We start from the raw sequence: 25384 nt of genomic DNA on the forward strand, positions 1-25384 counted from the left end.
TCCTGTCCTCTAGTTAATCTTGGCTCGCCATGCTGCCCGGCAGCGGGAATCAAAGCGCCCCCGCTGGTGGGCCAGGTTTTAGGCTTGTTTTCTCCTGTTCACGGCTATCACGATTCCACCAGCCGCCAAAAGGAGCAAGCCGATTGCAATCATGCTATATGCGTTTGTAGCCGTATCCGGCAGGCGATGTCCATCTTCTTTTCCCGCGCCTTCTTTGCCGGATTCAGTTGTCGTTGGTTCAATAGCGGGATTTTCACCAGCTGATGGATCTAGATCGAACTTGTAAAGGGAACCCTTGCCATCCTTGTAAAGCTGGTAGGCAACCAAAGCCTGAACCCCTTGTGCTGTCGAAAGGGGATCTGCTTCGTCCCCCACTTTCCAGGCGAATCCCCCATCCTGTTGCCTGAACGACGCCAGGTAGCCGAGCAATGTCTTGCCGTCCGCTGTGATGATGTTGCTATTGGCATCAAGCCCTAAAGCAGACATGGCAATCACCGCCTGGGCGGTTGAAGGGCTGCTGTCAACCTTGCCCGCGGCAAACAGCTTTTTCAAATAGTCAATTCCTTTATCAATTGCTGCTTTTATTGCTGGCTCATCCTTGTACGGGCTCAGTGCCGTAAGCACCATGGATGTTGTATCCGGATCGCTTCCGGCCTCCTTGTCAAGGCCCCATCCGCCATCGCTTCCCTGGTTTGCGACCAGATGCGACTTCAGCTTTTCTGGAGTCCATTTTGCATCCGCGGGAATCGCAAAGTCCGCACTATTCAGGGTGATCAGCCCATAGGCTGCCCCGTTAAGGCCCTGCCTTGAAAAATCGCCATTGTAGATGCCTTCCACGAGGTTGTATCCCGCAAATTTTTCCGGATTGCCTCCGGCGGCGAGGATTCCAAGCGTATACCGTTCATAGTCGGTAATATTCCTGAACTTGCCTTTCCTGTCTGCCACCTTTTGCGCGACTCCCTTAAGGTAAGCCGCCGGGATTGGCTTTCCTGCCTGTTTCAGGGCAATAATTTCCCATTCCCCGAGCTGGTTATTTTTCAAAACATTCGCAAGCGTCCCATTCAAATCGCCGGCAAATTTGTCCGCCGGATAAACGGTCGCGTCTTTGCCAGGCTCTACCTGTCCAGGCTCTTCGGCTGGAGGGGTAAAGGTTTCATATTTAAATTCGACCGTCTCGCCGTTTTTCAATGGGTGGCTTTCGGCTCCGACCATCTGGGATTCGCCATTGACGTAGAAGCCCCAAAAGCTAGTGTTGGCAGCCTCATGGCCATTGATGGATGAAATCATTTTTCCAAAGTCGTATTGTACATAAGAAACGTTTTCCGGTCCGGCAACAGTCTGAAGGAGCTGGAATGCATTCGGCTTGTCAATGAACGCAATATCCTTGAATTCCTTCGGCTGATTGTCTTTTCCCGTTATCACAAGATTTACTTTTCCCGAGGGGGGTTCCGATTCATAACGGAACGCCACGGTATCGCCGGGTTGTGGCTTATAAGAATCCGCTCCCGTCATCGCGGAAATGCCGTTTATGTAAAATCCCCAGTAAACTGTATCGGTCGCGGCTAATCCGCTTATTTCGGTAATCATTTTCCCGAAACTGTATTGCTCGTACTTGACTGCGTCGGTACCGACAGTCTTGACGAGGGCGTCAAACGCTGTTTCCGCATCTCCAACCTCTGCCTGCTTTTCAGAGAGGACAGTACCCTGTTCCCCAAGGACCTTCACCGTTACAGGAACGGCCGCGGCTGCTGTCTTTTGTCCAAGTCCCCCGGCAAACAGGGTGAACACGAGCATCCATGCAAGCATAAGCTTCACATACTGATTTCTTTCCATTTTTCTCTCTCCCCACTCTTTTTTAAGCATAAAAAAATCCCCCAATAAAGGAGGAGGTTCGTCGTTAAGCAGGTGCAAAAGCAAAAAAGCCCGGCTTAACACCCTCCTATCCGCGTAGGCTTGTGGTGCGTGTAAACAGGCAGGTCTCCTGGCTCATGGTCATCGCTCCCTACGCCTTCCCGCCCCTTTGGGCAGTGGCAAAGTATAGGTTGCTCGCATTTACAGTGGCGGGACCGCGTTGGCTTTTCACCAAACTTCCCTTTTAAGCCGACAATCGGAATTGCCAGCACCTGTTCAAAAGGTATTTTTTATGTCCATTCCATTATACAAATAGTCTTCGGGTTTTGTATAGGTATTTCCTCGGGCTCTACTCCCTTAGCGCTAGCGCCTGTTCATTTCCCTTCTCCCCATCAGGCGGAACAACCCCCTAAGCAAATAAGGCATCGCGAAAAAGATGAAGAATACCCGGAACAGCTGGTAGCCGGCGACGATCGATAAGTCGGCCCCGGTTTCGTGGGCGATGATGCCCATCTGGTCCATTCCGCCAGGCGCCATGCTAAGATAGCTCGTCGTAAACGTAATCCCGTATGATCTTTCCAAAAGAAAGGCCAATCCCGCCGAACCCGCCAGGAGCAAGATGCCGGATCCGACTGCGAACGGAAGAAGCTTTCCATTTCTCGCAAGGCTTCCTGGCTTGAACAGGAGGCCGATGTACGTCCCGATCATTAGTTGTGAAACGTCCATGAGGGCCCCAGGAAGCACCGGCCCCTTTATCCCGGCAACGGTTAAAACCGCGGTGATGACGATTGGCCCGGTCATGTACGCTGTCGGCAGCCCTAGCTTTCTCCCGAAGACCGCAAAAGCAACCGCCAGCGGAGCAAAGAGCAGGATCTCCGGAAACAGGCTTGCATTGGCTGCTGTTTGGATAACAGGATGGTCCTCGCTTCCGGAAAACGGATGGAGCACGGTGAAAGGAACGATAAAAATAATCATGAGCAGTCGGAACACCTGGAAGAGCGTCACGGCCGAGCTGTCCGCTCCCTTGATTTCTTCCGAAAGGGCAATCATTTGTGATAGCCCGCCCGGTATGCTCCCAATCAAAGCCGTGCGGTAATCAAGCCCCGATAACCGGGCGACCGCCATTGCCATCATGGCGCAATACCCGATCAAAAGGCAGGTCATCAGCATGATCGATGGGAAGTGGATAATAATTTGCATTAAGGCAGGTTTTGTAAAAGAAAGGCCGATTGAATAACCGACGATGATAAGTGCGGCATCGCGAATCTTCACCGGCCATTTCAAGGCCGCCTTTCCGGATACGGAGGCTGTGAGAGCCACAGCCATTGGGCCTAGCAGCCATGGCACCGGCAGACCGAGAAAATTGAAAATGGCCCCGCCGAGAAGCGCAAGGAGTAAAGTGATTACAAAAGCTTTCATATTCGATCCCTTCACCATTTTTCATCCCTCTCCGTCACAGCCGCCGCCTTGTTGAAATTGCTTCCCCGTGGTTAGGCAGCCATGCCTTCCCTGCCTTCCTTTTTTAAAAGGACGAGGTAATAAAGAATTGAAACAAACACCGAAATCGCTGAGGCAAGATAAATGCTTCCGTACCCATAGATGTGGCCGATTTGTCCGAACAGCAGCGCCCCGACCCCAACGCCAAAGTCAAAAAAGGAAAAGAAGGTTGCGGTGGCCATTCCCCTCCGGTTCCTCGGTGACTTCTCGATGGCCCATGCCTGCAGTCCGGGCTGGATTGTACCAAAGCCGAGGCCATACAGCGCCGCTGCCAAAAATAAGCTCTCCTTGTTCGGAAGCCAATATAAAAGCAGCATCGCGAAAAAAATCAGCAATGCACCCGGTACGAAAATTGCCCGGTGCCCTTTTTTATCATAAATCTGCCCGGCAAATGCCCGCGTCAGCATTAGGGCCAATGCATAAATCAGAAAGTACCATTGAATGCCCGAGATTTCCTTTTGAGCTGTATAAAGGGGAAGGAAAGATGCGATCCCCCCGAAGGTAACCGTCATAAAGAAGAGCAGGATGGACGGCTGCAAAGCGCTTTTTTCATAAAAGTCCCACTTAAGGGCGGTTGCTTTCTGGACTGCTTCCGCCTTCTTGTAACGAATGACCGAAGATAGAAGGAGGGCGGCGAGGCCTAGTCCGGCACACATTAAAAAGAGCTGCTGGAAGTTTAAAACACCGGCCAGGATCAACCCAAGTGATGGGCCGACCGCGAGCGCGATATTACCCGACAAACCATAGTAGCCCATCCCTTCGCCCCTGCGTTCGGGGGGAATCAAATCGGTCGCGATCGTTCCCGAGGCCGTTGTCGAAAATCCCCATCCAACCCCCTGGATGAACCGAAGCAGGAACAGAAACGCCATCCCGCCCGCAAAACCGAACGAACCGACCGAAAGGACAAAAATGGCCAATCCGGTCAAATAAACGAACTTTCGGCCCCTTGATTCCAGCGCCCTGCCTGCATAAGGGCGAATCAGGAGCGCGGATAGGGTGAATGCCCCAACCACAAAGCCTATCATCTGGTCATTCCCGCCGAGATGCTTGACAAACAGGGGAATTGTGGGCAGAGTCATTTGAAATCCGATAAAAATGAACATATTGGCAATACAAATCAGGATGAAATCCTTCGTCCAAATTTTGCCTCGCTTGCCCGCTTCATCCCGGGTAGCCATTCTTTTCTGCCCTATTTCCATGCCAGGTCTCCTCTCTTTTATGTATACTGTTTTTATAGCATTCTTCCGTTTTAGCCGAATCCTTATTTACCCTTCCTATTTTAACTCATTACCTGTAAAAGGCAGAATATAAAGTTTCGGATGCCGGAATATTTTATCAAGGGTTGCTATCGGCTCCGGACCGGCCTACCCAGGATATCCGGCACATTTATTCAGGGGGAAGCTTTTCAGAAAAAAATGAACGAAGTATATCATGTGAATTTTTAAGGAGAATTGCCATGTATTTGACCATAAAGGAAACTGCCGAGTATTTGTCCCTCCCCGAACACTTTATCAGGGAAATGATTGCCCAAAAGCGAATGCGTGCTGTGTTCGACGGCGAGCAATATTTGATTAACAGGGAGCAATTCAAAAACCATTTCGACCATGTCGAGCTTGCCAAAAAGCTTATCGAGGAATGGAGGAACGAACCCATTCCAGAAGACCCCGATATTAAGGATGAGGATTAACAGGAAAAATTAGGTACTTGCCTCAGTACAAGAGCACATCTTCCTTCATACTCTGTTAATGTACCATTACAACAAGAGAGGGGAATTTCAATGTATTGTCCGCGACCAACACAGGTTTTGCCTGCCATTGTCCATCCAACGCAGTGCTGCGTAACGAATTCTTTCGAGAATGTCATCCAGCCGCACGTCCATCCATCGCATACAACCAATGTCCATCACACAAACATCGAGCATACGCACCACTTTACGCACACCCAATCCTTTGTGAATGAGGCATCCGTTACTGATCTTGGACCGGTGCCAGGCCCGCCTCCCGGTCCAACAGTCGCTGGGGCGTATATGCCTCCTGCCGCACCAGGCATGATGGGACCAGGCATGATGGGACCAGGTATGATGGGGCCAGGTATGATGGGACCAGGAATGGCCGCTCCAGGGATGATGGGTCCGGCACCTGCTGTAGCTGGCGCATACCAGCCGGCCACGCCCAACATGATGGCTGCTCCAAACATCGCGCCTACCGGTGTTGCCGGTGCTTATTCCGGAATGCCAATGGGTGGCTATAAAAAAGGCTGCGGCTGCAGATAAGGGCCCAGGCGGTTTAGGGGACAGGAATTCCTGTCCCTGCTTTCATTTTATAAAAAAATTGATTTTACTTAGTTGGATGATGTGCGCCGAGCTGCTGGATGTATGGCCCAATCGGAATGCCTCCTTAAAGAGCAACCGGTTTATCTTTTCGGCGAGGGGGAATATGGACAAAAGGAAGGAGATAAACCATGAAATATTCCATCTACAAAGCATCCGGCGGAAGAAAACTAAATAAGCTGGGCACGATGGAGGCTTCCTGCATGGAAATCGCCGGAGACTTGTTGTATAAAGCGCTTCGCCGCAGCCCCGGCCGGAAAGATGGGGACATCTTTGTCATCGTCCCCGACACGGAAGGAATTGCGGCTGATTCCCTTCTTGAGGAGGGTTCTTCCTTTCATATTGTGCAATACCGCGAAATCGATTAAATCCCACCCAGAATGCTGGGTGGGATTTAATAATGCGGGCCATTTTTTGTTCACGGGACTTATACCTTTGGCTATCACCCAATCCGGATGGCCCCTCGTACCAATTGAATAATCTCCCTCCTTGCCTCGATCAGCTTCATCTTTGGCGACACCTTTCCTTACACAATACTAAGACATATCAGCCGCTATGATGCGGTACTTTATGCAAAGCCTGGTCTTCAGGCAATTGGGTGTTCCGCTCGAGGCCGGACGTATCTTCCCCCATTCCCTTCAGGAACTCAAACAAAAGCCCGATTGCATTGTTGACTTCAGGATCCTTTAGCGAACGGAAGAGGTCGAAATAGCCGATTTCGTCCTGATTATCCCGGTATTTCGCAACCCGGGCTATCCCTGAGTTCAATTTCAGGAGAAGGGGTTCAAGCTGCTGGACATTCAGCGTGCCTAGAACGCCGACCATTAAAAGCAGGTTTTTCAGTGTATTCGTCGCTTCCGGCTTATCGGCGGCTTTTACAAGAACATTGAGGACTTTATCACCCTGGCCAAACAAGGCGGAGGCTAGGCTTAATACCCCCCGCTCCTTCATGTGGCCGAGTACTTCAAGCGTTTCAAGGATGGCGTCTTTGTTTTTTAAAAGAGCCTCTTCTACCTCGCGGAGGTCTTTTTCCCGCTGTTGTTCTTCGGTTACTTCAATCCTTTTAATTTGTTTAATTGCTTTAGCCATGCTGCTTCTGCCCCTTTCTCACAGCGTCTCCGGGGAATACATAATCCTTGCGTGCCCACTTCTTCTGGACCTGGACGCCCATTTGCGGCTGCGGGTTCCCATACCTATGGTTAAAGGACGGCAGCGGATTGATTCCTTCGTATTGGAGGATTTCAAGCTTTGCCTTTGTCTCCTTGTAGGCGGGTGTATCGGTGTCCTTATCCGCGTAGCTGCTCGTCAGCAGGTTGATCGCCGCGTCTCCGGAATCATTCATCGGCAAGTATACTTCCTTGCCCTGAACCCTATCCGTCACAACACAGCGGACTTTTACGTTTCCATACGGGGATGTCAGGCGGACAAGTGTCCCATCCATGATGCCGCGCTCCTTGGCGAGTTCAGGCGACAATTCGAGAAAGACGCCCGGAGTTTTCGAGGATATTCCTTTCGACTTATAGGTGAGGTTCCCCTCATGGAAATGTTCAAGCAGGCGGCCGTTGTTGACCTGGATGTCGTATTCTTCGCCAAATTCGGTTGGCACGGACCATGTGACAGGATGGAGACGGGCTTTGCCGTCCGGGAACGGGAATCTCTCCGTAAAAAGGAGCGGCATATCAGTGCCATCAGGCGCAACAGGCCATTGCAGGCTCTTGAAGCCCTCCAGCCTTTTGTACGTAACGCCCGAATAGATCGGCGTAAGCATCGCGATTTCCTCCATGATTTTGGATGGATGGCTGTAATTCCACCCTGCTCCGAGGCGGTTCGCGATTTCCTGGATGATCTCCCAGTCAGGCTTTGACTCGCCCAGCGGCTCAAATACCTTATAAAGGCGCTGGATTCGGCGTTCGGTATTTGTAAACGTTCCTTCTTTTTCAAAACTTGGGCTTGCGGGCAGGACGACATCAGCAAATTGCGCCGTCCTTGAGAAGAAAATATCCTGGACGACAAAGAAGTCGAGCTCTTCAAAAGCCGCATGCACGTGGTTGATGTTGGAATCGACAAGGCCCATCTCTTCACCTTTAATGTAAAGCGACCGAAGTTCCTTATGATGAATGGCCTCGATCATGTCATGGTTATTGATGCCCGGTTCAGGATTTAGCTGCACGCCCCATACACGTTCGAACTTCTTACGGGAACTTTCATCCTCAATATGCTGGTACCCAGGAAGATAATTAGGCGCGCTCCCCATGTCACTCGCTCCCTGGACGTTGTTATGGCCGCGGAGAGGATAGGCCCCCGCCCCGGGTTTGCCGTAGTTACCCGTCACGAGGAGCAAGTTGGAAATCGCTGTACTCGTATCGCTTCCGCCGATATGCTGGGTAACCCCCATTGCCCAAAGTACGCAGACACTTTTCGCTTCGGAGATCATTGTCGCGACCTGGATAAGGCTTTCCTTCGGGATGCCAGTTGCTTCTTCCGCATATCCGAGCGTGAATGGCTTTAGGCTTTCAATGTATTCCGGTACATTGTTCACGCGGCTGGCAAGGAATTCTTCATCCATCCAGCCCATATCGATAATGTATTTTGTCACCGCGGACAGCCAAACAAGGTCGGAGCCAGCTTTTGGCCTGATAAAAAGGTCCGCCCGTTCAGCCATTTCATCCTTGCGCAAATCGGCGACAATCAATTTCTGTCCTTTTAGCTTGTGGGCCCTTTTTACACGGGTGGCAAGGACCGGATGTGCTTCCGATGTATTCGAGCCGACAATCAGAACGAGGCCGGCTGATCCGATATCTTCGATTGACCCTGCATCTCCGCCATACCCGACAGTGCGGAACAAGCCGACCGTCGCCGGCGTCTGGCAATAGCGCGAACAGTTGTCAACGTTGTTCGTGCCGATTACCTGTCTCGCCAATTTTTGCATCAGGAAAGATTCTTCATTCGTACATTTCGATGATGTGATGAATCCCATTGTCTCCGAGCCGTATGTGTTTTTGATTTCAGCGAACTTTTTTGCGACAAGGGTGAGTGCTTCGTCCCAGCTCGCCTCACGGAAGAAATCGCCTTCACGGATCAGCGGCTTCGTCAGGCGCTCTTCGCTGTTGACAAAATCCCAGCCAAACTTCCCTTTTACACAAGTGGAAATTCCATTGGCCGGCGCTTCCACTTTTGGTTCAACCTTAAGGATTTTACGGTCTTTCGTCCAAACCTCGAAGCTGCAGCCGACACCACAGTACGTACAGACTGTTTTCGTCTTTTTAATTCGTTCATCCCGCATTGCCGATTCCATATCGGAAATGGCAAGGATGGAACCATAGCCTGTTTCGACCCCTTTTGTCATTTCAATCATCGGACGGAGCGTTTGCTTTGCAATGCCTGTCAGGAAGCCCGCCTCGCCAACCATGCCTTTTTCCATCATCGCATTGCAAGGGCAAACGGTGGAACAATGCCCGCACGACACACAAGAGGACTCATTGATCGGGACATCATCATCCCAGATGACCCTTGGCCGTTCACGCTCCCAGTCAATCCTGAGCGTTTCCGTGACCTGGACGTTCTGGCACGCTTCCACGCATCGGCCGCACAGGATGCACTGGTCGGGATCATAGCGGTAAAAAGGATGGGAATTATCTTCCTCATACGGCTTTTGGTCGAACGGGATGCTTTGATGGTTAATCTTCATGGCTTTAACCGTATTATGGATTTCGCACGTGCCATTGTTGTAATCACAAACCGTACAGTAGAGCTCATGGTTATACAGGATTTTATCCATTGCCATCGTCTGCGCTTTTTTCACATCAGGGGAAACTGTATTAATAACATCCCCCTCCTTCAGGTCCGTGGAACAGGAGCGGACAAGCTCCCCATTGACCTCGACAATGCACGTATCGCATGTCTCAATCGATCCAAGGCTCGGATGGTAGCATACATGGGGAATCTCAATGGAACGGTCCGATAAATACTGAAGGACGGATTGGCTGCCCTCGGCCGCGGCAGTTACCCCATTGATTGTGACGTTAAACTTCTCAGGCAAAACACCCACCCTTTCCAACTTGTAATTTCCTGTTAAAAAATATCCCTCCCATTCCCCTACCCTTAATACTTTGAAACTAAAACACAAAGGAGGAAGATTTTACATTTCGGGTGAGACGGGTTCATAAATCTAGTGAAACGGTTCATAAATCTAGTGAAACGGTTCATAAATCTAGTGAAACGGTTCATAAATCTGCGAGACGGTTCATAAATCTGCGAGACGGTTCATAAATCTACGAGGCGGTTCATAAATCTGTGAAACGGTTCATAAATCTGTGAAACGGTTCATAAATCTGCGAGACGGTTCATAAAACTGTGAAACGGTTCATAAATCTTCGAAACGGTTCATAAACGGATGTGGGACGGACGGGGTGAGGTGCAAAGCATCGGTTTAGCCGTATTATTCAAGAAAAAAGAGCTGCCTTTGGAGGGCAGCCCTGATTTGTTATGTATCTTCATTGATTGTAAGTTTTCAAGTCGATGCTTCGTTTATCTCCAGCTTATTAACTCCGATTCCAGACTCTCTCCACATCGGTGAGCTCCAACCCGTCAAAGGTGAGTCTGTAAATGTCCGGCATATCGAGGTTTTTCCAGAATTCGAAGCCGTACTCTTCCTTAAAATGATTCATGATCAGAGCCATACTATTGCCATGTGTTCCGACAGCGATGTTTTCCCCTCTATATGTGTGAAGTACCTGCATGAGGGCATCGACACCCCGTTTTTGGGCGTCCTTGTTCGATTCGCCGCCTTCCCAGGTAAAGTTGTCGTCCTCCCAAACCTTTTTAATAGCGGCGGAAAAGTCGGCAACGGGCTGTTCCGAAAGAAGCCTTTCCCGAAACCCATCAATTTTTACAACCTCTGTTCCGATTGCTTTGGCAATTCCGGCGACCGTTTCAATAGCACGCTTGTATGGGCTCGATAGGACCACACTGATATTTTCCTGCTTTAATAGTTCCGTAACCCGTTCTGCGTCCTGCACGCCCCTGGCAGAGAGCGGCCTCCCCAGTTCGTCCGGGGTATAAACCGAATGTCCATGGCGCACAAGGTAAACAGCAGTCTGCAATTTAACTCCCCCCTCTTAAGTTTTAAAAGAATCTGGATTTAGTTTTTTAAAAGCTTCATGTCTAGCCCTTTTTAAAAAAGCTTCATTCCCGGGTGCCAGGCACCTGCAGCGATAGCGAGTCCAACAAGTATGGCTCTCGTTTCCATATAAGCTTTTTGGGCTTCTTCCACGCCGGCTTGCCGAAAACGGACGGTGCTGCCCGGCATGGCTTGCGCGAGCAGCGGCAGATCGGCGGTTATCACTGTGCCTATCCTCGTATAGCCGCCTGTTGGCTGCCGTTCCGCCATCAGGATGATCGGCTGGCCGCCCGATGGTACTTGGATTCCCCCAAGCGGAACGGCATCGGATAAAATATCGGCGCCTTCCCGATGGAGGAGCTTCGGGCCGTTAAGGGACAACCCCATCCGGTTCGAGTTCGGGCTAACCGAATAGCTTTTTGTAAAAAAAGTTTCCAGACTCTCCTTTTCGAATGCCGCCGTATGAGGGCCTGGTATCGCGCGGACTGTAATTTCGGTGCTGTAGGCGGGAACCAGCCGGGATGCAAGCCCCCGGCCGGGAGTTCCGCTTATTGGAGCAGCTGATGACAGCACATCCCCTTTCCTCAAGGACCGTCCTTCCAATCCGCCGAAGCCTCCCGCCAAATAGGTTGAACGGCTCCCTAACACGGCCGGGACGTCAATTCCGCCTGAAACAGCGATATAGGCACGGGCGCCGGATACCGGTTTCCCAAAAGAAAGTAGCTGCCCTTTCCTCGCCCGGAAGCTTTTCCAAAGGGGGGCGGGTTTTCCATCGAGTCTTGGGGAAAGATTCCCGCCGCAAATCGCAACCGTACAGTCCGAAAGCAGTTCTAGGACAGGCCCGGGGAACACCGTTTCAAGGACTGCTTCGCCAGGCGGGTTTCCTACAAGGATATTCGCCGTGTGCATTGAAAACCAATCCATCGCTCCGGATGGGGAAACGCCAAACCGCTGCCAGCCAGGGCGCCCGCTATCCTGGACTGTCGCCTGCAAACCGGCCCGGAGCACCTCAAAAACAGGTATGGCCATCATTCTTCATCCCAGTTTTTCCGGAGCGGGATGTTTTCCTTAGCGAAAGCCGCTGTCAGTTTCCGCGCAAATTCAAGTGCTTTCGGATTGTCCCCATGGATACAGATTGTGTCCGCGGTTACATCAATTTCTGTTCCGTCCGCCGCGGCCACCTTTCCTTCTTTCGCCATGCGGAGTGCCTGATGGATGGCCGCATCCGCTTCATGGATAACCGAGCCGTGCTCGCTTCTCGGCATGAGCGAGCCATCCGGGCGATAGGCCCTGTCCGCGAAAACCTCGTTTGCGGCGCGGAGCCCTTTTTCTTTCGCGGCTGTTATCAGCTGGCTGCCGGCGAGGCCGAACACAATCAGGTTCCTGTCAAAATCGGCGACCGCTGCGGCGATGGCGTCTGCGGTAGCCTTGTCAGCAGCAGCCATGTTGTATAGCGCCCCATGGGGTTTGATGTGGGCCAGCCGTGTATGGGCCACTTTTCCAAAAGACGAAAGAGCCCCTAATTGATAGAGAACAAGATTATAGATTTCATCTGGGTGAAGGTGCATCTCCCGTCGGCCGAACCCCTGGAGGTCGGGGAACCCGGGGTGGGCGCCGATGTTGACGCCGCGTTTTCTTGCTTCGTTAACGGTCTCCATCATCGTATTATGGTCGCCGGCATGGTAGCCGCAGGCAATATTGGCCGATGTGATGAAGCCGAGGATTTCTCGGTCGTTTCCGAGCTTGTATGCGCCAAAGCTTTCGCCCATATCACAGTTTAAATCGATTGGTTTCACGCTTTCCCCTCCGTATGTTGTTCAGTGGTTAGTTTGAATTCTGTTTCCACGGTATAAAGGCCCTTGGTGGCCAGTTCGTTTATGCGTGCAAATTCCTCAGGCCCGATTGGGAAAAATCTTATGTAATGGCCTGGCGAAAATAAAAATGGCTCCGCCCGGTTGATGTCAAACAGCTTGAGCGGGGTGAATCCCAGAATGCGCCAGCCTGAGGGGGATTCATCGGGATAGATTCCTGTCTGGCTGCCGCCTATCCCGACTGCTCCGGCCGGTACTTTTGGCCGGGGTTGTGGGAGCCTTGGCGTGGCCAATTTTTCCGGAAGCCCGCCCAAATAAGGGAAGCCGGGCATAAAGCCGATCATATGGATCATATAGTCAGGGTCCGTATGGAGGCGGATGACCTCTGCCACGGTAAGCTGGTGTGTGTCGGCGATGAATTGAAGGTCGGGACCGTTGTACTGGACCGGCACCTTGTAAATGAGCGGTTGTGCTTTCGGTTGAGCCGCCGCGCCGATTGCATTAATTTTTTTGCAAAGGGTGCTGTAGGTGATTTTTTCCGGGTGAAAATATATGGCGACGGACGTATAGGTTGGCACGCATTCTACTATTCCTTCAATTCGGGCAGCCTCGAGTGCGGCGATGAACCCGCTGATCCGCTTGTGGATATCCGTAGTGATCCGGCCGCCAAAGGATACTGTCAGCGCCCTGTCCCCGAGCGGATTTAGTACATAGTGCATCGTTTTCTTCCTTTCGCGTATCTCATACTTCCAATTTAGCAAATAATCGGATTTTTCGCGATGAAAAGCGAAAGCGCCCTGAATTGGGCGCTTGAATGGGGATTTGAAAATAACATAGCTTTTAATTGAGTTATTCTTCGCGCATGCCGATTGCTCTTCGGGCAAGGGTTACGTCATTTTGCAGTAGCCTGCCAAGATCGTATGAAGGATACAGGCCCCTTGTTTCCATATAGTTAAAGATTCGTTCATGGCCCCTGACTGCTTTGGTCATATGGTTCAGGAATGTCCGGCGCAGCTGCGGTGTAGCCGTTTCGGTTACTGCGATTCCATAATTGCGGACCAGTGTTTTGGACATCGCCAAAAGGTCGCCGGCATAGAAGGGATTATCCTCCCTCAACTCATCCTCTTCCTCATCACGCATGGCCTGCCCTGCCGCGGAAGGATAGAACTGAAGCAGTTCCGTGAGATTTTCTTCGAGGTCGCGGATGGTCCGCTGGTAAATTCCCCGCAGCTCCGGGTCGGTAATCCGTTTCATGCCCATTTTCAGTTTCATTAACCCAATTGATTGAAAAGCCGTTAATTCATGCAGCTCCAGCGTTTCGTGCCAGGCAAGCGTCCTGCGTTCTTCATTCATTTCGGATACCTCCATTTTCTGCAACATCACTTTAACGTATTCCGGAGGCAGGATAATGGTTATTCGTCCCATAAAAAAATAAAGCTGCCATGGAGTTGGGCAGCTGAGTTGTCATTTCAGTTGATGCTCGCTCGTTTTATTTCATGCGAGGGCCTGTGCCAAATCGGCGATGATGGTATCGCTGTCGCCAAGCCCGACCGCAAGCCGGATGGTCCCGGGGTCGATGTTTTCTGCCAGGAGTTGTTTTTCATTGTTTCCTGTGCTTGGTGTCATCGCCAGGCTCTCGAACGATCCCCAGGAAACGCCGATTTTTATGGATTGAAGGCGGTCGAGTACACGCCTTGCACCCCGGTATCCGCCATGGACGGCAAACCCAATCACTCCGGTATAGCCGGACAGGATGGTTTTACCGAGTTCATAATCAGGATGTGAAGGAAGCCCGGGATGAAGCACTTGCTTGACCTTTGGGTGCTGTTCAAGGAATTCGACAACTTTAAGCGCGTTTGCCTGATGGGCTTGCAGCCTGAACGGCAGTGACCTCATTCCCCTTAGCAGCAAAGTCGCTTCATAGGGGGAAAAGTTTCCACCCATGAGCAGGAGTTCGTTTGTGAAAAGATTGTCGATCATTTTCTTGGTGGAAATGACCGCACCGCCAACAAGGTCGCTGTGCCCGCCCAAATATTTGGAGAGCGAGTGGACGACGATATCAACGCCGTATAGCAGCGGCTTTTGGTAGAGGGGAGTGGCCCACGTATTGTCGATGATCGTCCTGATGCCATGTTTCTTGGCGAGTTTGGAGATTGCGCGGGGGTCGGTCAGCCTGAATGTCATGTAGGACGGGCTTTCCATGAAAATGACGCGAGTGTTCGGCCTTATTTGTTTTTCAACGGCTTCGGCCGCTGTTTCATAGCAAATTGAATGGCTGATGCCGAATTTCCCTAGATATTTCAAGAGCTCCATCGTTGAAAAATAAAGATTGCTGACGCATAGGACATGGTCGCCACTTTGCAAGGAGTTCAACAGGGCTGCGGAGATGGCTGCCATCCCCGATGAGAAGCAGCGGCATGCCTCTCCCCGTTCAAGGGCGGCAATCTTCGTCTCGGCCGTTTCGATTGTCGGGTTGGTGCCGCGTGTGTATACATAATGTCCCTGCTCATTCAGGACCGCCTTTGTGAGGCTGTCCATGGAATCGTATACAAAAAGCGAATTGCCAAAAGTGGGCGGAACCACCGCACCGCCGAATTGTTCGCGCCTGTCGCCGAGTTCGAGGCAGATTTCAAGGTCCTGTTTCCAGTGGTTGTCCATTTTTGCCGCCCGCCCCTTTACCGATTTATTGTGTTAGTTTTGGCTTTGGCAGGAAGGAATATGAGGAAGCTGGCGGGTGATGGTGAAAATAATTCGGGTGAATGGATGGGGGCACTATTCTGAGGTTTTTCTGACAACCAGACCGGGTTTCGGCTGTTGGTTGTCACGAATTGGGGATTTGAATGACAACTAAACCGGATTTGATGGCTGTTGGTTGTCACTCTAGTTGTATGAGGGGGAACAACGATTAGGTTTTTCACTCTTTGCTGTCACGAATTCAGATGGCCCATACATGGTCCGAACTCGGGACGTTTTTTATTTTTCCAAAAAAAATAAAAACAGGTCCCTTTGCAGGAACCTGTTTTCTATGGAGCAAAAACTAATTAGTTTTTGCGAACGTTAGCAGCTTGTGGTCCGCGAGCGCCTTGCTCAACGTCAAAAGTTACTTCTTGGCCTTCTTCAAGAGTTTTGAAGCCTTCGCCTTGGATAGCTGAGAAATGAACGAATACGTCGTCTCCGCCTTCGCGCTCGATGAATCCGAAACCTTTTTCTGCATTAAACCATTTTACTTTACCGTTTTCCATGTTTGTTGCCTCCTCGTGTGGTTCGCACACAATTGTATTACTATTCTTGCTCAAACGTATCCAGGCGATGTCGCATGTTACCGAACAAAAATAATTCTTGATTAGAATAACATGAATAGAAATAAAAGGCAAGCGGTCAGGGTAAAAGTTATCATCCTTTTTCTGCCAAAATGTCGACAAACTTCGTCAAACATGGGTTTAGGACCTCGTTTTTCCTGCCATTTTCATGAGCGCCTCTACTTCTTGCCTTGATGGCATGCCTCCCTGGGCGCCTGGTTTTGTAACTGAGAGCGCTGCGGCCGCATTGGCGAACCGGCATGCTTCCTTCAAGCCCATCCCTTCGCTTAGTGCATATGCGAGCGCCCCATTGAACGTATCGCCGGCACCCGTTGTATCGATCGCTTTAACTTGGTAACCCGGGATCTCTCCAAGGCCATCCTTGTGAATGGCCACACCTTTGGGGCCTTGGGTGACGATGCATTTTTCCAGTACTTCTTGTTTTAGGTTACTATCGAGCGATAGTACCAGCTGCTTTTGTTCGTGCTCATTCGGGGTTAAATAGTCGGCGTCTTTCAGCAGCTGCTCTGGAAGCGGCTGAAAGGGAGCGGGATTTAAAATGACCCTTACCCCGTGCTTTTTCGCAATTGAAGCCGCCAGCCCCACTGTTTCCATCGGTATTTCGAGTTGAAGGAGGATACATTCGCTTTCCGAGATTGCATTTTCATGGCGCAAAAGGTATTCCGGTGTGAGAAGGTTATTTGCACCGGGAGCGACGATGATGCTGTTGTCCCCGCCTGATAGCGTAATCGAAGCGATTCCTGTCGAAGTATCGGAAACAATTCCGACCTTTGAAGTATCAATCGATTGGCTTTCGAGGTTCGCAATCAGTTGCCGGCCGAAAGAATCATCCCCAACACAGCCGATCATCGAAACACGGGCTCCGAGTCTGGCGGCTGCGACGGCCTGGTTTGCCCCCTTGCCGCCCGGATTTGTGTAAAAGGAATCCCCAATCAACGTTTCGCCAACAAGCGGCACACGGGACACTTTTGTAACCAAATCCATATTTATGCTTCCGATGACCGTTATTTTCTTTTTTTCCATACATGATTCCGCCTTTCCAAGCAGCTCAATTATTAAGGATTTTCTTTCGCTTCACGCAATCCAATTTTAAATTAAATGGGTTGGACACAAATTAAATGATAGGCGATTTTTCTATACAAGCAAACAGGCATTATTCAAAACGACCGTCTATTTTCACTTTGCCGGCAATTTTTTAAAAATTGGTAACAAAATTGCCTGTTCTTCCGTCTATGTAAGGGTTGTGTACCGCGTTACATAAATTCCACCGGAATTCCCCTTTTTAAAGTTTTTTTCCGATTCCTGCCGTAAAGTCTGCCAGCCCTTGGAAAATAAGGTACACTAATAGAGTGGAAGTTTTTAAAATGGGAGTTTCCATCTTTTTTTCCTGAAAAACAATAAATGCGGAGATGCTCGTTTATGGATAAATCACAACGTAATTATTTTGATTTCACGCTCTTGCTGCTTATTTTCCTGTTTATGGTTGTAAGCTGCATTGCAATTTACAGCGCCCAAAAATATTCGCCATATGGCGTTAATTTCGTACTGCTGCAAGTCCGCTGGTATGTAATTGGGCTTGGTGCCTCTGCCTTTGTGTATTTTTTTGATTTTGACCAGATAAAAAGAATATCGCCTTATGCCTACATATTTGGTGTTTTGGTCCTAATTGGCCTGTTTCTGGCGCCGGAAACGATTGCCCCGAGAACGAAAGGTGCAAAGGCCTGGTTCGAAATTCCGAAGGCAGGCTCGATTCAGCCTTCGGAATTCATGAAGCTTTTCCTTATTCTATTCCTCGCAAGGGTGATTTCAAACCATAATGACAAATACCTTGACCGGACTTTGCAGACAGATTTTATGCTTCTCGGCAAAATCGCGGTTGTGGCTGCATTGCCGCTCGCGTTCATTTTGATCCAGCCTGATGCCGGTACAGCGATGGTTGTCGTTGCGATTGTTATTGGCATGTCGTTTATTTCGGGAATCAATTGGAGGATTATTGCCGTTCTGGGAGGAGCGGCAGCCTTGATAATGGCCATTCTTGTGTACATTTATCTTGAAGTGCCTGATTTATTGCTGCTCGTCCTCGATCAATATCAGTTGAACCGGATTCATTCGTGGCTTGATCCATTCGAGGACATGCAAAACACCTCTTATCAGTTAGCATACTCGATATTGGCCATTGGTTCTGGCATGATGTATGGCAAAGGCTTCAATGCATCCCAGGTAAATGTGCCCGAAGCCCACTCGGATTTTATTTTTACAGTAATTGGGGAAGAGTTTGGTTTCTTCGGGGCGAGCCTTGTTATTTCGCTTTACTTCATCTTGATTTACCGGATCATTGTTATTGCTCTCAGGAACAAGGGCCCTTATGAAAGCTTGATTGCCACCGGTGTCATCTCGCTTTTGACATTCCATATTTTCGAAAACATCGGCATGGTCATTGGGCTTGTTCCGATGACCGGAATTCCGCTTCCATTGATTAGTTACGGCGGAAGCTCTTTGCTGGGGACCCTGATTTCACTATCGCTTGTCCTGAATATCTCGGCGAAAACGAAAAAATATATGTTTTCTGAAGACGATGATTGAAGCAACAAAGGCGCATCCGGAAAATGGATGCGCCTTTGTTGCTTTCATTGCCCATTCTATTTTCCGCTAGAAATGGCCGAATCAGAGCGGTGGGTAGATTGGTGTATCAACTGACAGTGGTGGGTAGATTGGTGTATCAACTGACAGTGGTGGGTAGATTGGCGTATCAACTGACAGTGGTGGATAGATTGGCGTATCAACTGACAGTGGTGGATAAATCGGCGTTGCGGCTGCCGTAGATGATGGTGCAGCACCGGCCGCAAACAGGCTAAACGCGAAAACAGAGCAGAGAATGATAAATGCTTTTTTCATTGAAATTCCTCCTCAAGTCATTTTATTTAAATAATGGACAGCCTGCTCGAATTTTTTTTCTCTGGTAAAATAGTCTGCAAGCAATTTATAGAAGTGTGCGAGATCATCTTTATGCTCTTTGCCTTCTTCGAGTAGTGGAATCACTTTAGATTCAAGATATTCAAATGAGGCTGGATCATCAGCATCAAGCATCAAATAAAACGTACTTAATAATAGATACTTTTTGCTGTCAAGCTTGTCTGCCAAGTCGAATACCTCCACAAAGCACCTCTTTGCACCGCTAGCATCACCTTCTACAAACTTTGTTTCGCCAAGAGTGTTTAAAGTAACCAGATAATTAAATCCTTTCTCTTGTTGCAACGAAAGGCTTTTTTCAAAATAATAAATAGCTTGTTCGGCATTCTTCCTTTTCTTTTGCAACAGGCCCATATTATGGTAAGCATATGGGAGCAAATCTTCCTCATTCAAAAGCTCGGCATTTCGAATCAGATGCTCAAAAGATGCTGAAGCTTCCTCATAGATATTTGAGTGTGTGTAGTTTATTCCAAGCAACATTAACGTATGAAGAATACGCCTGAAATTATGCTGCTCCATAAAATGCTGGAGCGCCTTTTTACCAAAATAGATGGCATAGCCGGATTGAAGCGTATACCCTTTGGCGAATGCCCTGTGGTAAAGGAATTCACCAATGTTGATTCCGCCGGCTTGTTCCGCATCAAGCCTTTCGAGAATTGCGTCTGCTTCATGGTATTTTGCCTGGCGCATAAAATGGATGCTTGTGAAATAATCGAATAGCGTTCGTTCCTGCCGTGAAAAATTCTTCAAATGCTTCCTGAGCAATTCCTGCTGGGCTTCGGCTTCACGATCGTCTCCTTTAAAAAGCAAATACCTGTATTTATACAGTTCATATGTATAAATGTGCGATGAAAACGGGATTAGGCTGCCAAGCTCCTGGAGCCGGGAATAAACGCGGTCAGCTTCCGCCTTAATTTGGAATGTCATTTGGTTATCGAATTCATCCAGCAGGGCTTTAATTTCTTCGTCCTTGCCGTCCACATCTTCAATTTTGATGCCAAGCCTTTGAAGCAGCAAGTCGACTGTTTCTTTATTCCCCTCTTTTGCGGTGTGTTCAATCTTGCTTAAATGTGGGATTGAGCAAATCCCTTCGGCAAGCTCTTTTTGCGTCATCCTCCTTTGTGTTCTGTAATACTTGATCAAAGGTCCAAAATCCACTAGACTCACCAACCGTTTTCTACTACTCTATCACGAAAAATGGGAAATTATAAACATTTATTCAAAATTATCGGATATTTCGTATAAATATGATGCTAAACGCCCAAAACCATCCGGCTTTTTTGCAGGATGGACTGGGACTAAAGGATTATTTTACACGCGGGAAACCGAAACCGGATGCATAGTCATCGCCTGTTCCAGCGCCTGTTCCGCCTTTGATGTCATATAATTTCGCGCGATTTTGCAGTTCAGCGCGAARCTGGACATTGCTGAGCGATTTGTTGGAAGACCAAATCTTTGCAGCAAGCCCGGAAACGTGTGGAGTTGCCATGGATGTTCCGCTCATTGTCGTATAACCGCCGCTAGCGGAAGTTGAATAGATGGATCCGCCTGGAGCAGACACTTCAACATCACGTTCCTGGATTACATAGTCTCCGGCTGTCGCAGGATTTCCCCTTGAGGAGAAGTCGGATACTTTATATGTTCCGTTGACAATTGTATTGTCAAGCGATGCAACCGCAACCGCGTTTACCAAAGCGCCAGGATAACCAATTGTGTTGGAGCTGGGGCCACTGTTGCCAGCTGCAGCAATAACAAGGGCGCCTTTGCCATACGCATAGTCCACAGCGCTAGCAATCAAGGAATCTTTAGAACTTGATCCCAACGACATGGAGATAACAGTTTTTACTCCAAGGCGGGATGCTTCATCTGCCGCATGGCGGATTGCGCCCGCAATATCATCGGAATAGCCCGACCCGCGGTCATTCAGTACTTTATATGCCCAAAGCTCAGCCTGTGGTGCCACGCCGTAAATTCCTAGGCCATCATATCCGCCGTTTGCAAGTACTGTTCCGGCAACATGGGTACCATGGCCGTTCTTATCATTACATACGCCATTTACGAGCGGGGATGTAACCTGTGTGAAATCCTTGCACTGCTCGACATTGTCCCTCAAGTCAATATGGCTTGTAAGTGCGCCTGTATCAAGAACAGCTACCTTAATGCCATCTCCACCGGATGTTGCTTTAATAGTAGAATCATTATAAATTGCTTCAATGCCCCAAGGTGTCTGGTCTGAAGGAATTGCCTGCGTCGATGCTCCCGGCTTTGCTGTTGCCTCGCTGCCAAGCTGGACTTCATCAACCAGCTCGACTTTTAGGTTTTTATTTTTCAGCAATGCCTGATACTGGCTTCCATTGACGGTCGTCGTGAAACCATTAGCTCCGAAATCCCAGCGGGTGCCAAAGTTTTGTTGCGCCTTTGCCTTTTCTGCACCGTTGCCGTTAATCAAGACCCGATAGGATTCCTTTGCCGCCTGCTCAGGTGCCTGGCCGAATGCAGCCGTGGCAAATACCGATACGCCCAATGCTAAACTCATGAAAGCCGATCCAATTTTGGTTCTTTTCTTCATTTGCTTGCTCCTCTCGAGTGTGAATATCAGCAGCATCCCCGCTGCGTGTTTTTAGTATATTTTAAATTTTCCGTAAAAGGCAACGAAAATCACACGTTTTCATGTTGGGAAAATCGCGGAAGTCCTCTGGGTCTTTTGGCTTACCAAAAGACGAGATTGTCGATAATATTTCATGGAAAATGCAAAGATTTTGCACAATCTTTCTCTAAACTTAATCGAATCTATATTTTAAGGAGGAATAAGGAAATGCGTAAAACCGCCGTAATGATTATGGGGCTGGTGGTGCTTTTGAGTGCTAATGCCGCCGATGTTTTCGCAAAAGGGACAGATTTAGCACGGGAAGTCTTGAATTTTGGCAAAATGAAGCCGCATATGCAGCAAATGCACCCCGATTTAAGTGAGAAAGAATTAAAGGAAATGTACGAAAGCTGCCACGGTAACAACGGAGGAAAGAGTTCAAAAAGTGATTTGGAAATAATTCCAGAAGAGGCTGTAAACTCGTTATAAGTTGGGAAAAAATTATAGCAGCTGCATAATAATTGGAAAACAAAGGAATCCGCTCCTTTTTAAAGGCGGATTCCTTTGTTTTTTTATAAGGATGAAAGAATAAATTTACAGTTATTACCTGGATTTATTTTGGCATTCGCGGCTGGTGGTTTTGGTTTTGCTTGTTTCGCTGTGCCACTGAATAGCCCGGCGTTCCATGTCTTGGACAAACATTTTCTTAGCCGGGCTGTATTCGCCGGTCCTTGTAAAGCGTTTTGCTAGTTCTACTTTAAATGCTGAATAGCTTGCCGCTTTATTAGGGTGGGTGCGCAGGTAGTCGCGGAAGATAAGGTGCCTTTCGATTTGTGGGTTATCATATTGATAAAAATGGATATGATGCGTTCGATTCTCCCCGCCTTTCCGGAAAAGCCGCCGGCCGGGGATTCCCCACTCCCCTGCCACATCATAACCAATAGAAGCCATTTTTTCGTTAAAACAATCAACTTTTTCAATTTCCCCGACAATCACGATCATGTCAATAACTGGCTTTGCCTTCATCCCTGTTACCGATGTACTGCCAAAATGCTCAAATTTGATAATTACATCGCCAAATACCGTCTTAAGGAAGCAGGATTCCTCTTCAAACATCCTCAACCACTCTTCATTCCAATCCGACAAGCGAACATCCATGCACATTCCTCCGATTTGGCTAATTTTAATTATTTTACTTCACGGTAAGTTACCGCACAAAGAATATTTTCGAGAATTCTTCTTCTAGCGCTGACTTTTTTCCGGTACGATAGGAGCTGGGAATATTGGGAAGCGGTTTTTTTGGATCCTTTAATCGCCAGGGCCATTTTGGGGCTTCGAAAGGGGAACAATCTTGATACTGCTTCTCAAGACCTATTCGAGCGGCATCCTGAATTGAATCTTCCTGATACGGCTTTTCTGGATAGGTTTTTGCATTCGCAAGATGTGAAGCAGCCGTTGGATAAAAAACATTGCTGGTATTTTTTTAAAAAGAAGGCATTTCAACAAAGTTGTTCAGAAAATGAATCTGTTTCCATTTGGGCGTCGTCAATAGGGAAACACGATGTTGAAGAGGTGAAGAGATGCAGGGGGATTTGACGGAGAGGCGGATTACGCTCGCGGACGGGAACGAAGCCAAACTGGAGGAGATTATGGAAGCGTATGGCGACCAGGTTAAACGCCTAGTTTATTCTTATGTAAAGGACTGGGGAATTGCCGGCGACCTCGCCCAGGAGGTATTTGTGGCGGTCTACATGAAATTGGATAGCTTTGAAGGGCGTTCTTCGTATAAAACTTGGGTGTATACAATCGCAATTAATCGTTCAAAGGATTTTTTGAAAAGCTGGCACTATCGCCATATGGCTGTTGCTGAAAAAGTATTTAGTTTTATGAAGGATACAAAAAGGACTCCGGAAGAGGCAGCCATTGAAAAGGATGCAAACAAGCAGCTGTTGGAGGCGGTTTGGTCCCTGCCGCTGAAATACAGGGAGGTAATTTTACTGCATTTTTACCAGGATCTTACCGTTCCCGAAATCAGTGAAACAATTGGGATTCCATTGGCGACCGTGAAAACCCGGCTCCTCCGGGCAAAAGAAAAAGTCCGGAACGCCTACATTCCTTTCCAAAGAGGTGAACGATATGAATCCATTTAACGAAGAGCTCAAGAGCGCGCTGCTTGGGAGCCTGCCGGAGGAATCTGTTTTATCGGAAGCTGAGAAACAGCAAATCAGGGAGCGGATCAAAGCGATGCGGGGAAAAAAGCCCCGAAAGCCACGTGATCTTTTGCCGAAAACATTGACAGCTTTTGTTGCGGCGGCGGTATTGCTGGCTGGCGGCGGCCTTGTGGGTAAGGAGCTTGGGCTGCTGGATCATGGAACAGGCTCGCGCGCGACAACACCGGATTTTCCTTTTTACGATGGGCTGAATGAAGGGGATTTTCTTAAGGGCTGGGAGCTTGTTAAAAAAGGGTCCGAAGGTGGAAAGGATATGGATGTTTCCCTGATGGAAGCACGGTTTAAAGGCAAAGCGATTTTGACAGGTACCCTTATTTACCATGGACAGGATATGGGTGAAAAAGCGAATAAACTGTTTTTCGTACCTGATAAAGGGATTATGGAGAGATTACCGGTCAATTCCGGAGCTGGGGAGGAATTTACTTTTAACGCGCAAGATAAAGAGCATCTTGCAACTGTCTTTGGGCTGACTCCCAATTCATTGATTGAGGGAATTGAGATTGAGGTGACCGGCTATACAGCATATGCCAGGGCTGAGAAAGATGTCGCGGATGTTCTGAAGCTCGAGCGTGCCATTATTCCGGAAGAGCCGGAAATTACGTATTCAAACAGGCCGGTTCCCCTGGATGAGAAAGGGAATTTGCAGCTGACTGACACATTAAAGGCCGCCTATGACGAATTTGCCAAAACACATAATGAGGTCATCCTTCATACGCTTGACTCGTTTTCCGTGTTTCTTTTCTATTTCTACGCCGAACAAATACATGATTATGAGACACAATACGCCCTGTACAATGACAATCCCGATGTAACGCCGGCTTTTACATCAGTTGATGACTATGTAAAAGTCTCCCGGGAACCGGATATGATTGCCGCTAATGAAAAAAACCTTAAGAAAGTTCTTGAAAACCCAGTGAAACAAGTAAAATTCATTGGAGAAGATGAAGCGGTCGTTTCCATTTCAGGGGAGGAAGAAGGGCTCGCATTCAGGCTTGTCAAAAACCACAAGGGGATTTGGAAAGTCAGCTGGCTGGCGATTCAATAAGTTAAACGCAAGCACCCAGTTAGAATTCCTTTTTTATAAAAACGCCGTTCCGGCTGCAATCACAGCCGGGCGGCGTTTTTACTACTGTCCGGGATCCTGCCCGTTTCCCTGGTTCCCGTCCACTTCCTGCTTGATCATTTCCTCTTCCTCTTCAACGGTGATTCGGGTTATTAAATCCTGCAGGCTGTGAAAGGCCTCATCTAGATGTTCTCTTGAGGGCAACTGTTCCTTTTCCTTCATCGCTTCCGCCTCCTTTTCCTTACTTTTCTCCAAATCTTGTTGGATAAAACACTTTAGGCAGAGAAAAATAAACGGGAAAGGATGATGAAGATGAACAAGCGTGAAAAAAACATCGCGGGCCGGATTTATGAACCGTCTGATTATAAAAAGAACGATCAATTGTCCGCAGGCTTGGCGGAAACACATGAACAGGTTAGCGACGCGTATATGGAAGGTGAAATTGGAGGCAAAATCGAGCGTCCTGATGGAAGCGCAGATGAGCTCCCACGGTAAAAATTAGATTGGCATTCCCGGATTTTGCGGGAATGCCTTTTTATTTGTGGCTGGATGTTTAATTGGAAAAATCTCCTGAGGATGAAAACACTTTTAACGGAGTTCGCACTT

26 protein-coding genes and 1 riboswitch are annotated in these 25384 nt (G+C 48.7%); of the genes, 8 read left to right on the forward strand and 18 right to left on the reverse strand.

Annotated features, from left to right (window positions below; genetic code table 11):
- Positions 1 to 78: 78 nt before the first annotated feature.
- The 3 genes from ADU24_RS15865 to ADU24_RS15875 all read right to left on the reverse strand — a co-directional run bounded on the left by ADU24_RS15865 (position 79) and on the right by ADU24_RS15875 (position 4547).
- Complete coding sequence (locus ADU24_RS15865) at positions 79 to 1833, reverse strand: DUF4430 domain-containing protein (RefSeq protein WP_197277517.1); 1755 nt, start codon at positions 1831 to 1833, stop codon at positions 79 to 81.
- A 121-nt stretch (positions 1834 to 1954) separates the two neighbouring features.
- A riboswitch (cobalamin riboswitch) is annotated at positions 1955 to 2142 on the reverse strand.
- Between the two features lie 72 nt (positions 2143 to 2214).
- Positions 2215 to 3270 carry an AbrB family transcriptional regulator gene (locus tag ADU24_RS15870; RefSeq protein ID WP_231689627.1) on the reverse strand — a complete coding sequence of 352 codons (1056 nt, stop codon included), beginning with the start codon at positions 3268 to 3270 and terminating at the stop codon, positions 2215 to 2217.
- A gap of 71 nt (positions 3271 to 3341) precedes the next feature.
- Positions 3342 to 4547 (reverse strand): MFS transporter, encoded by a 1206-nt coding sequence (locus ADU24_RS15875; protein ID WP_053367531.1) that lies wholly within the window; start codon positions 4545 to 4547, stop codon positions 3342 to 3344.
- A 257-nt stretch (positions 4548 to 4804) separates the two neighbouring features.
- Between ADU24_RS15875 and ADU24_RS15880 the strand changes: the two genes are divergently transcribed.
- From ADU24_RS15880 to ADU24_RS15890, 3 genes are all read left to right on the forward strand, one after another.
- A complete protein-coding gene (locus tag ADU24_RS15880) occupies positions 4805 to 5035 on the forward strand; it encodes an excisionase family DNA-binding protein (protein ID WP_053367532.1) in 231 nt (76 codons plus the stop codon).
- Positions 5036 to 5125: 90 nt separating this feature from the next.
- Complete coding sequence (locus ADU24_RS15885) at positions 5126 to 5620, forward strand: CotD family spore coat protein (protein WP_053367533.1); 495 nt, start codon at positions 5126 to 5128, stop codon at positions 5618 to 5620.
- Between the two features lie 188 nt (positions 5621 to 5808).
- Positions 5809 to 6045: a hypothetical protein gene (locus ADU24_RS15890; protein WP_053367534.1), complete on the forward strand. Its 237-nt coding sequence runs from the start codon at positions 5809 to 5811 to the stop codon at positions 6043 to 6045.
- A gap of 178 nt (positions 6046 to 6223) precedes the next feature.
- Here the strand turns inward: ADU24_RS15890 and ADU24_RS15895 are convergent, their stop codons facing one another.
- The 10 genes from ADU24_RS15895 to rbsK all read right to left on the reverse strand — a co-directional run bounded on the left by ADU24_RS15895 (position 6224) and on the right by rbsK (position 16950).
- Entirely contained in the window at positions 6224 to 6766 is a 543-nt protein-coding gene (locus ADU24_RS15895; protein WP_053367535.1) for a DUF1641 domain-containing protein, read from the reverse strand.
- Positions 6759 to 9716 carry a formate dehydrogenase subunit alpha gene (gene fdhF, locus ADU24_RS15900; protein WP_053368966.1) on the reverse strand — a complete coding sequence of 986 codons (2958 nt, stop codon included), beginning with the start codon at positions 9714 to 9716 and terminating at the stop codon, positions 6759 to 6761. Before fdhF ends, ADU24_RS15895 begins: the two co-directional genes overlap by 8 nt.
- A 502-nt stretch (positions 9717 to 10218) precedes the next feature.
- Positions 10219 to 10779, reverse strand: a complete 561-nt coding sequence (locus ADU24_RS15905) for a histidine phosphatase family protein (protein WP_053367536.1) — start codon at positions 10777 to 10779, stop codon at positions 10219 to 10221.
- A 71-nt stretch (positions 10780 to 10850) separates the two neighbouring features.
- Entirely contained in the window at positions 10851 to 11825 is a 975-nt protein-coding gene (locus ADU24_RS15910; RefSeq protein ID WP_053367537.1) for a biotin-dependent carboxyltransferase family protein, read from the reverse strand.
- Positions 11825 to 12592, reverse strand: a complete 768-nt coding sequence (locus tag ADU24_RS15915) for a 5-oxoprolinase subunit PxpA (protein ID WP_156324598.1) — start codon at positions 12590 to 12592, stop codon at positions 11825 to 11827. Before ADU24_RS15915 ends, ADU24_RS15910 begins: the two co-directional genes overlap by 1 nt.
- Entirely contained in the window at positions 12589 to 13326 is a 738-nt protein-coding gene (pxpB, locus tag ADU24_RS15920) for a 5-oxoprolinase subunit PxpB (RefSeq protein WP_053367538.1), read from the reverse strand. The genes ADU24_RS15915 and pxpB overlap by 4 nt, the downstream gene beginning before the upstream one ends.
- Before the next feature lie 130 nt (positions 13327 to 13456).
- A complete protein-coding gene (locus ADU24_RS15925) occupies positions 13457 to 13960 on the reverse strand; it encodes a spore coat protein (protein ID WP_053367539.1) in 504 nt (167 codons plus the stop codon).
- 141 nt (positions 13961 to 14101) lie between these two features.
- Positions 14102 to 15265: a trans-sulfuration enzyme family protein gene (locus ADU24_RS15930; RefSeq protein ID WP_053367540.1), complete on the reverse strand. Its 1164-nt coding sequence runs from the start codon at positions 15263 to 15265 to the stop codon at positions 14102 to 14104.
- 383 nt (positions 15266 to 15648) lie between these two features.
- Positions 15649 to 15849, reverse strand: coding sequence for a cold-shock protein (locus ADU24_RS15935; RefSeq protein ID WP_043932249.1), 201 nt, complete (start codon positions 15847 to 15849; stop codon positions 15649 to 15651).
- 198 nt (positions 15850 to 16047) lie between these two features.
- Complete coding sequence (gene rbsK / locus ADU24_RS15940) at positions 16048 to 16950, reverse strand: ribokinase (protein ID WP_053367541.1); 903 nt, start codon at positions 16948 to 16950, stop codon at positions 16048 to 16050.
- A gap of 396 nt (positions 16951 to 17346) precedes the next feature.
- On the opposite strand from rbsK, the gene ADU24_RS15945 reads away from it, so the two are divergent.
- Positions 17347 to 18510 (forward strand): FtsW/RodA/SpoVE family cell cycle protein, encoded by a 1164-nt coding sequence (locus tag ADU24_RS15945; RefSeq protein ID WP_053367542.1) that lies wholly within the window; start codon positions 17347 to 17349, stop codon positions 18508 to 18510.
- Between the two features lie 81 nt (positions 18511 to 18591).
- Here the strand turns inward: ADU24_RS15945 and ADU24_RS15950 are convergent, their stop codons facing one another.
- The 3 genes from ADU24_RS15950 to ADU24_RS15960 form a co-directional block, all read right to left on the reverse strand.
- Complete coding sequence (locus ADU24_RS15950) at positions 18592 to 18822, reverse strand: hypothetical protein (protein ID WP_053367543.1); 231 nt, start codon at positions 18820 to 18822, stop codon at positions 18592 to 18594.
- Between the two features lie 12 nt (positions 18823 to 18834).
- The gene (locus ADU24_RS15955; protein ID WP_053367544.1) at positions 18835 to 20010 is read right to left on the reverse strand and encodes a tetratricopeptide repeat protein; all 1176 of its coding nucleotides are present in this window, start codon (positions 20008 to 20010) and stop codon (positions 18835 to 18837) included.
- A 193-nt stretch (positions 20011 to 20203) separates the two neighbouring features.
- Positions 20204 to 21466, reverse strand: a complete 1263-nt coding sequence (locus ADU24_RS15960) for a S8 family peptidase (protein WP_053367545.1) — start codon at positions 21464 to 21466, stop codon at positions 20204 to 20206.
- A gap of 246 nt (positions 21467 to 21712) precedes the next feature.
- On the opposite strand from ADU24_RS15960, the gene ADU24_RS15965 reads away from it, so the two are divergent.
- On the forward strand, positions 21713 to 21973 hold the full coding sequence (locus ADU24_RS15965) for a hypothetical protein (RefSeq protein WP_053367546.1): 261 nt from the start codon (positions 21713 to 21715) through the stop codon (positions 21971 to 21973).
- Between the two features lie 114 nt (positions 21974 to 22087).
- On the opposite strand, the gene ADU24_RS15970 is transcribed toward ADU24_RS15965, so the two are convergent.
- Positions 22088 to 22642 (reverse strand): GrpB family protein, encoded by a 555-nt coding sequence (locus tag ADU24_RS15970; protein WP_053367547.1) that lies wholly within the window; start codon positions 22640 to 22642, stop codon positions 22088 to 22090.
- Between the two features lie 422 nt (positions 22643 to 23064).
- Here ADU24_RS15970 and ADU24_RS15980 point away from each other — a divergent pair, with 422 nt between their 5' ends.
- Positions 23065 to 23634 (forward strand): sigma-70 family RNA polymerase sigma factor, encoded by a 570-nt coding sequence (locus ADU24_RS15980; RefSeq protein ID WP_053367549.1) that lies wholly within the window; start codon positions 23065 to 23067, stop codon positions 23632 to 23634.
- A complete protein-coding gene (locus tag ADU24_RS15985; protein WP_053367550.1) occupies positions 23621 to 24760 on the forward strand; it encodes a hypothetical protein in 1140 nt (379 codons plus the stop codon). Before ADU24_RS15980 ends, ADU24_RS15985 begins: the two co-directional genes overlap by 14 nt.
- Before the next feature lie 81 nt (positions 24761 to 24841).
- Here the strand turns inward: ADU24_RS15985 and ADU24_RS23080 are convergent, their stop codons facing one another.
- Positions 24842 to 25000 (reverse strand): hypothetical protein, encoded by a 159-nt coding sequence (locus ADU24_RS23080; RefSeq protein WP_156324599.1) that lies wholly within the window; start codon positions 24998 to 25000, stop codon positions 24842 to 24844.
- Positions 25001 to 25090: 90 nt separating this feature from the next.
- Here ADU24_RS23080 and ADU24_RS15990 point away from each other — a divergent pair, with 90 nt between their 5' ends.
- The gene (locus tag ADU24_RS15990; protein WP_053367551.1) at positions 25091 to 25273 is read left to right on the forward strand and encodes a YozQ family protein; all 183 of its coding nucleotides are present in this window, start codon (positions 25091 to 25093) and stop codon (positions 25271 to 25273) included.
- Positions 25274 to 25384: the final 111 nt, after the last annotated feature.

Origin of the sequence: Bacillus sp. FJAT-27245, from assembly GCF_001273955.1 — a bacterium.
Lineage (GTDB): Bacteria > Bacillota > Bacilli > Bacillales > Cytobacillaceae > Bacillus_D.

Excerpts from the sequence above, each read along its gene's own strand:
- ADU24_RS15865 (WP_197277517.1), bottom strand. The coding sequence starts at position 1,833 with ATGGAAAGAAATCAGTATGTGAAGCTTATGCTTGCATGGATGCTCGTG.
- ADU24_RS15870 (WP_231689627.1), bottom strand. The coding sequence starts at position 3,270 with ATGAAAGCTTTTGTAATCACTTTACTCCTTGCGCTTCTCGGCGGGGCC.
- ADU24_RS15875 (WP_053367531.1), bottom strand. The coding sequence starts at position 4,547 with ATGGAAATAGGGCAGAAAAGAATGGCTACCCGGGATGAAGCGGGCAAG.
- ADU24_RS15880 (WP_053367532.1), top strand. The coding sequence starts at position 4,805 with ATGTATTTGACCATAAAGGAAACTGCCGAGTATTTGTCCCTCCCCGAA.
- ADU24_RS15885 (WP_053367533.1), top strand. The coding sequence starts at position 5,126 with ATGTATTGTCCGCGACCAACACAGGTTTTGCCTGCCATTGTCCATCCA.
- ADU24_RS15890 (WP_053367534.1), top strand. The coding sequence starts at position 5,809 with ATGAAATATTCCATCTACAAAGCATCCGGCGGAAGAAAACTAAATAAG.
- ADU24_RS15895 (WP_053367535.1), bottom strand. The coding sequence starts at position 6,766 with ATGGCTAAAGCAATTAAACAAATTAAAAGGATTGAAGTAACCGAAGAA.
- ADU24_RS15910 (WP_053367537.1), bottom strand. The coding sequence starts at position 11,825 with ATGGCCATACCTGTTTTTGAGGTGCTCCGGGCCGGTTTGCAGGCGACA.
- pxpB (WP_053367538.1), bottom strand. The coding sequence starts at position 13,326 with ATGCACTATGTACTAAATCCGCTCGGGGACAGGGCGCTGACAGTATCC.
- ADU24_RS15925 (WP_053367539.1), bottom strand. The coding sequence starts at position 13,960 with ATGAATGAAGAACGCAGGACGCTTGCCTGGCACGAAACGCTGGAGCTG.
- ADU24_RS15930 (WP_053367540.1), bottom strand. The coding sequence starts at position 15,265 with ATGGACAACCACTGGAAACAGGACCTTGAAATCTGCCTCGAACTCGGC.
- ADU24_RS15935 (WP_043932249.1), bottom strand. The coding sequence starts at position 15,849 with ATGGAAAACGGTAAAGTAAAATGGTTTAATGCAGAAAAAGGTTTCGGA.
- rbsK (WP_053367541.1), bottom strand. The coding sequence starts at position 16,950 with ATGGAAAAAAAGAAAATAACGGTCATCGGAAGCATAAATATGGATTTG.
- ADU24_RS15945 (WP_053367542.1), top strand. The coding sequence starts at position 17,347 with ATGGATAAATCACAACGTAATTATTTTGATTTCACGCTCTTGCTGCTT.
- ADU24_RS15950 (WP_053367543.1), bottom strand. The coding sequence starts at position 18,822 with ATGAAAAAAGCATTTATCATTCTCTGCTCTGTTTTCGCGTTTAGCCTG.
- ADU24_RS15955 (WP_053367544.1), bottom strand. The coding sequence starts at position 20,010 with ATGACGCAAAAAGAGCTTGCCGAAGGGATTTGCTCAATCCCACATTTA.
- ADU24_RS15965 (WP_053367546.1), top strand. The coding sequence starts at position 21,713 with ATGCGTAAAACCGCCGTAATGATTATGGGGCTGGTGGTGCTTTTGAGT.
- ADU24_RS15970 (WP_053367547.1), bottom strand. The coding sequence starts at position 22,642 with ATGGATGTTCGCTTGTCGGATTGGAATGAAGAGTGGTTGAGGATGTTT.
- ADU24_RS15980 (WP_053367549.1), top strand. The coding sequence starts at position 23,065 with ATGCAGGGGGATTTGACGGAGAGGCGGATTACGCTCGCGGACGGGAAC.
- ADU24_RS15985 (WP_053367550.1), top strand. The coding sequence starts at position 23,621 with ATGAATCCATTTAACGAAGAGCTCAAGAGCGCGCTGCTTGGGAGCCTG.
- ADU24_RS23080 (WP_156324599.1), bottom strand. The coding sequence starts at position 25,000 with ATGAAGGAAAAGGAACAGTTGCCCTCAAGAGAACATCTAGATGAGGCC.
- ADU24_RS15990 (WP_053367551.1), top strand. The coding sequence starts at position 25,091 with ATGAACAAGCGTGAAAAAAACATCGCGGGCCGGATTTATGAACCGTCT.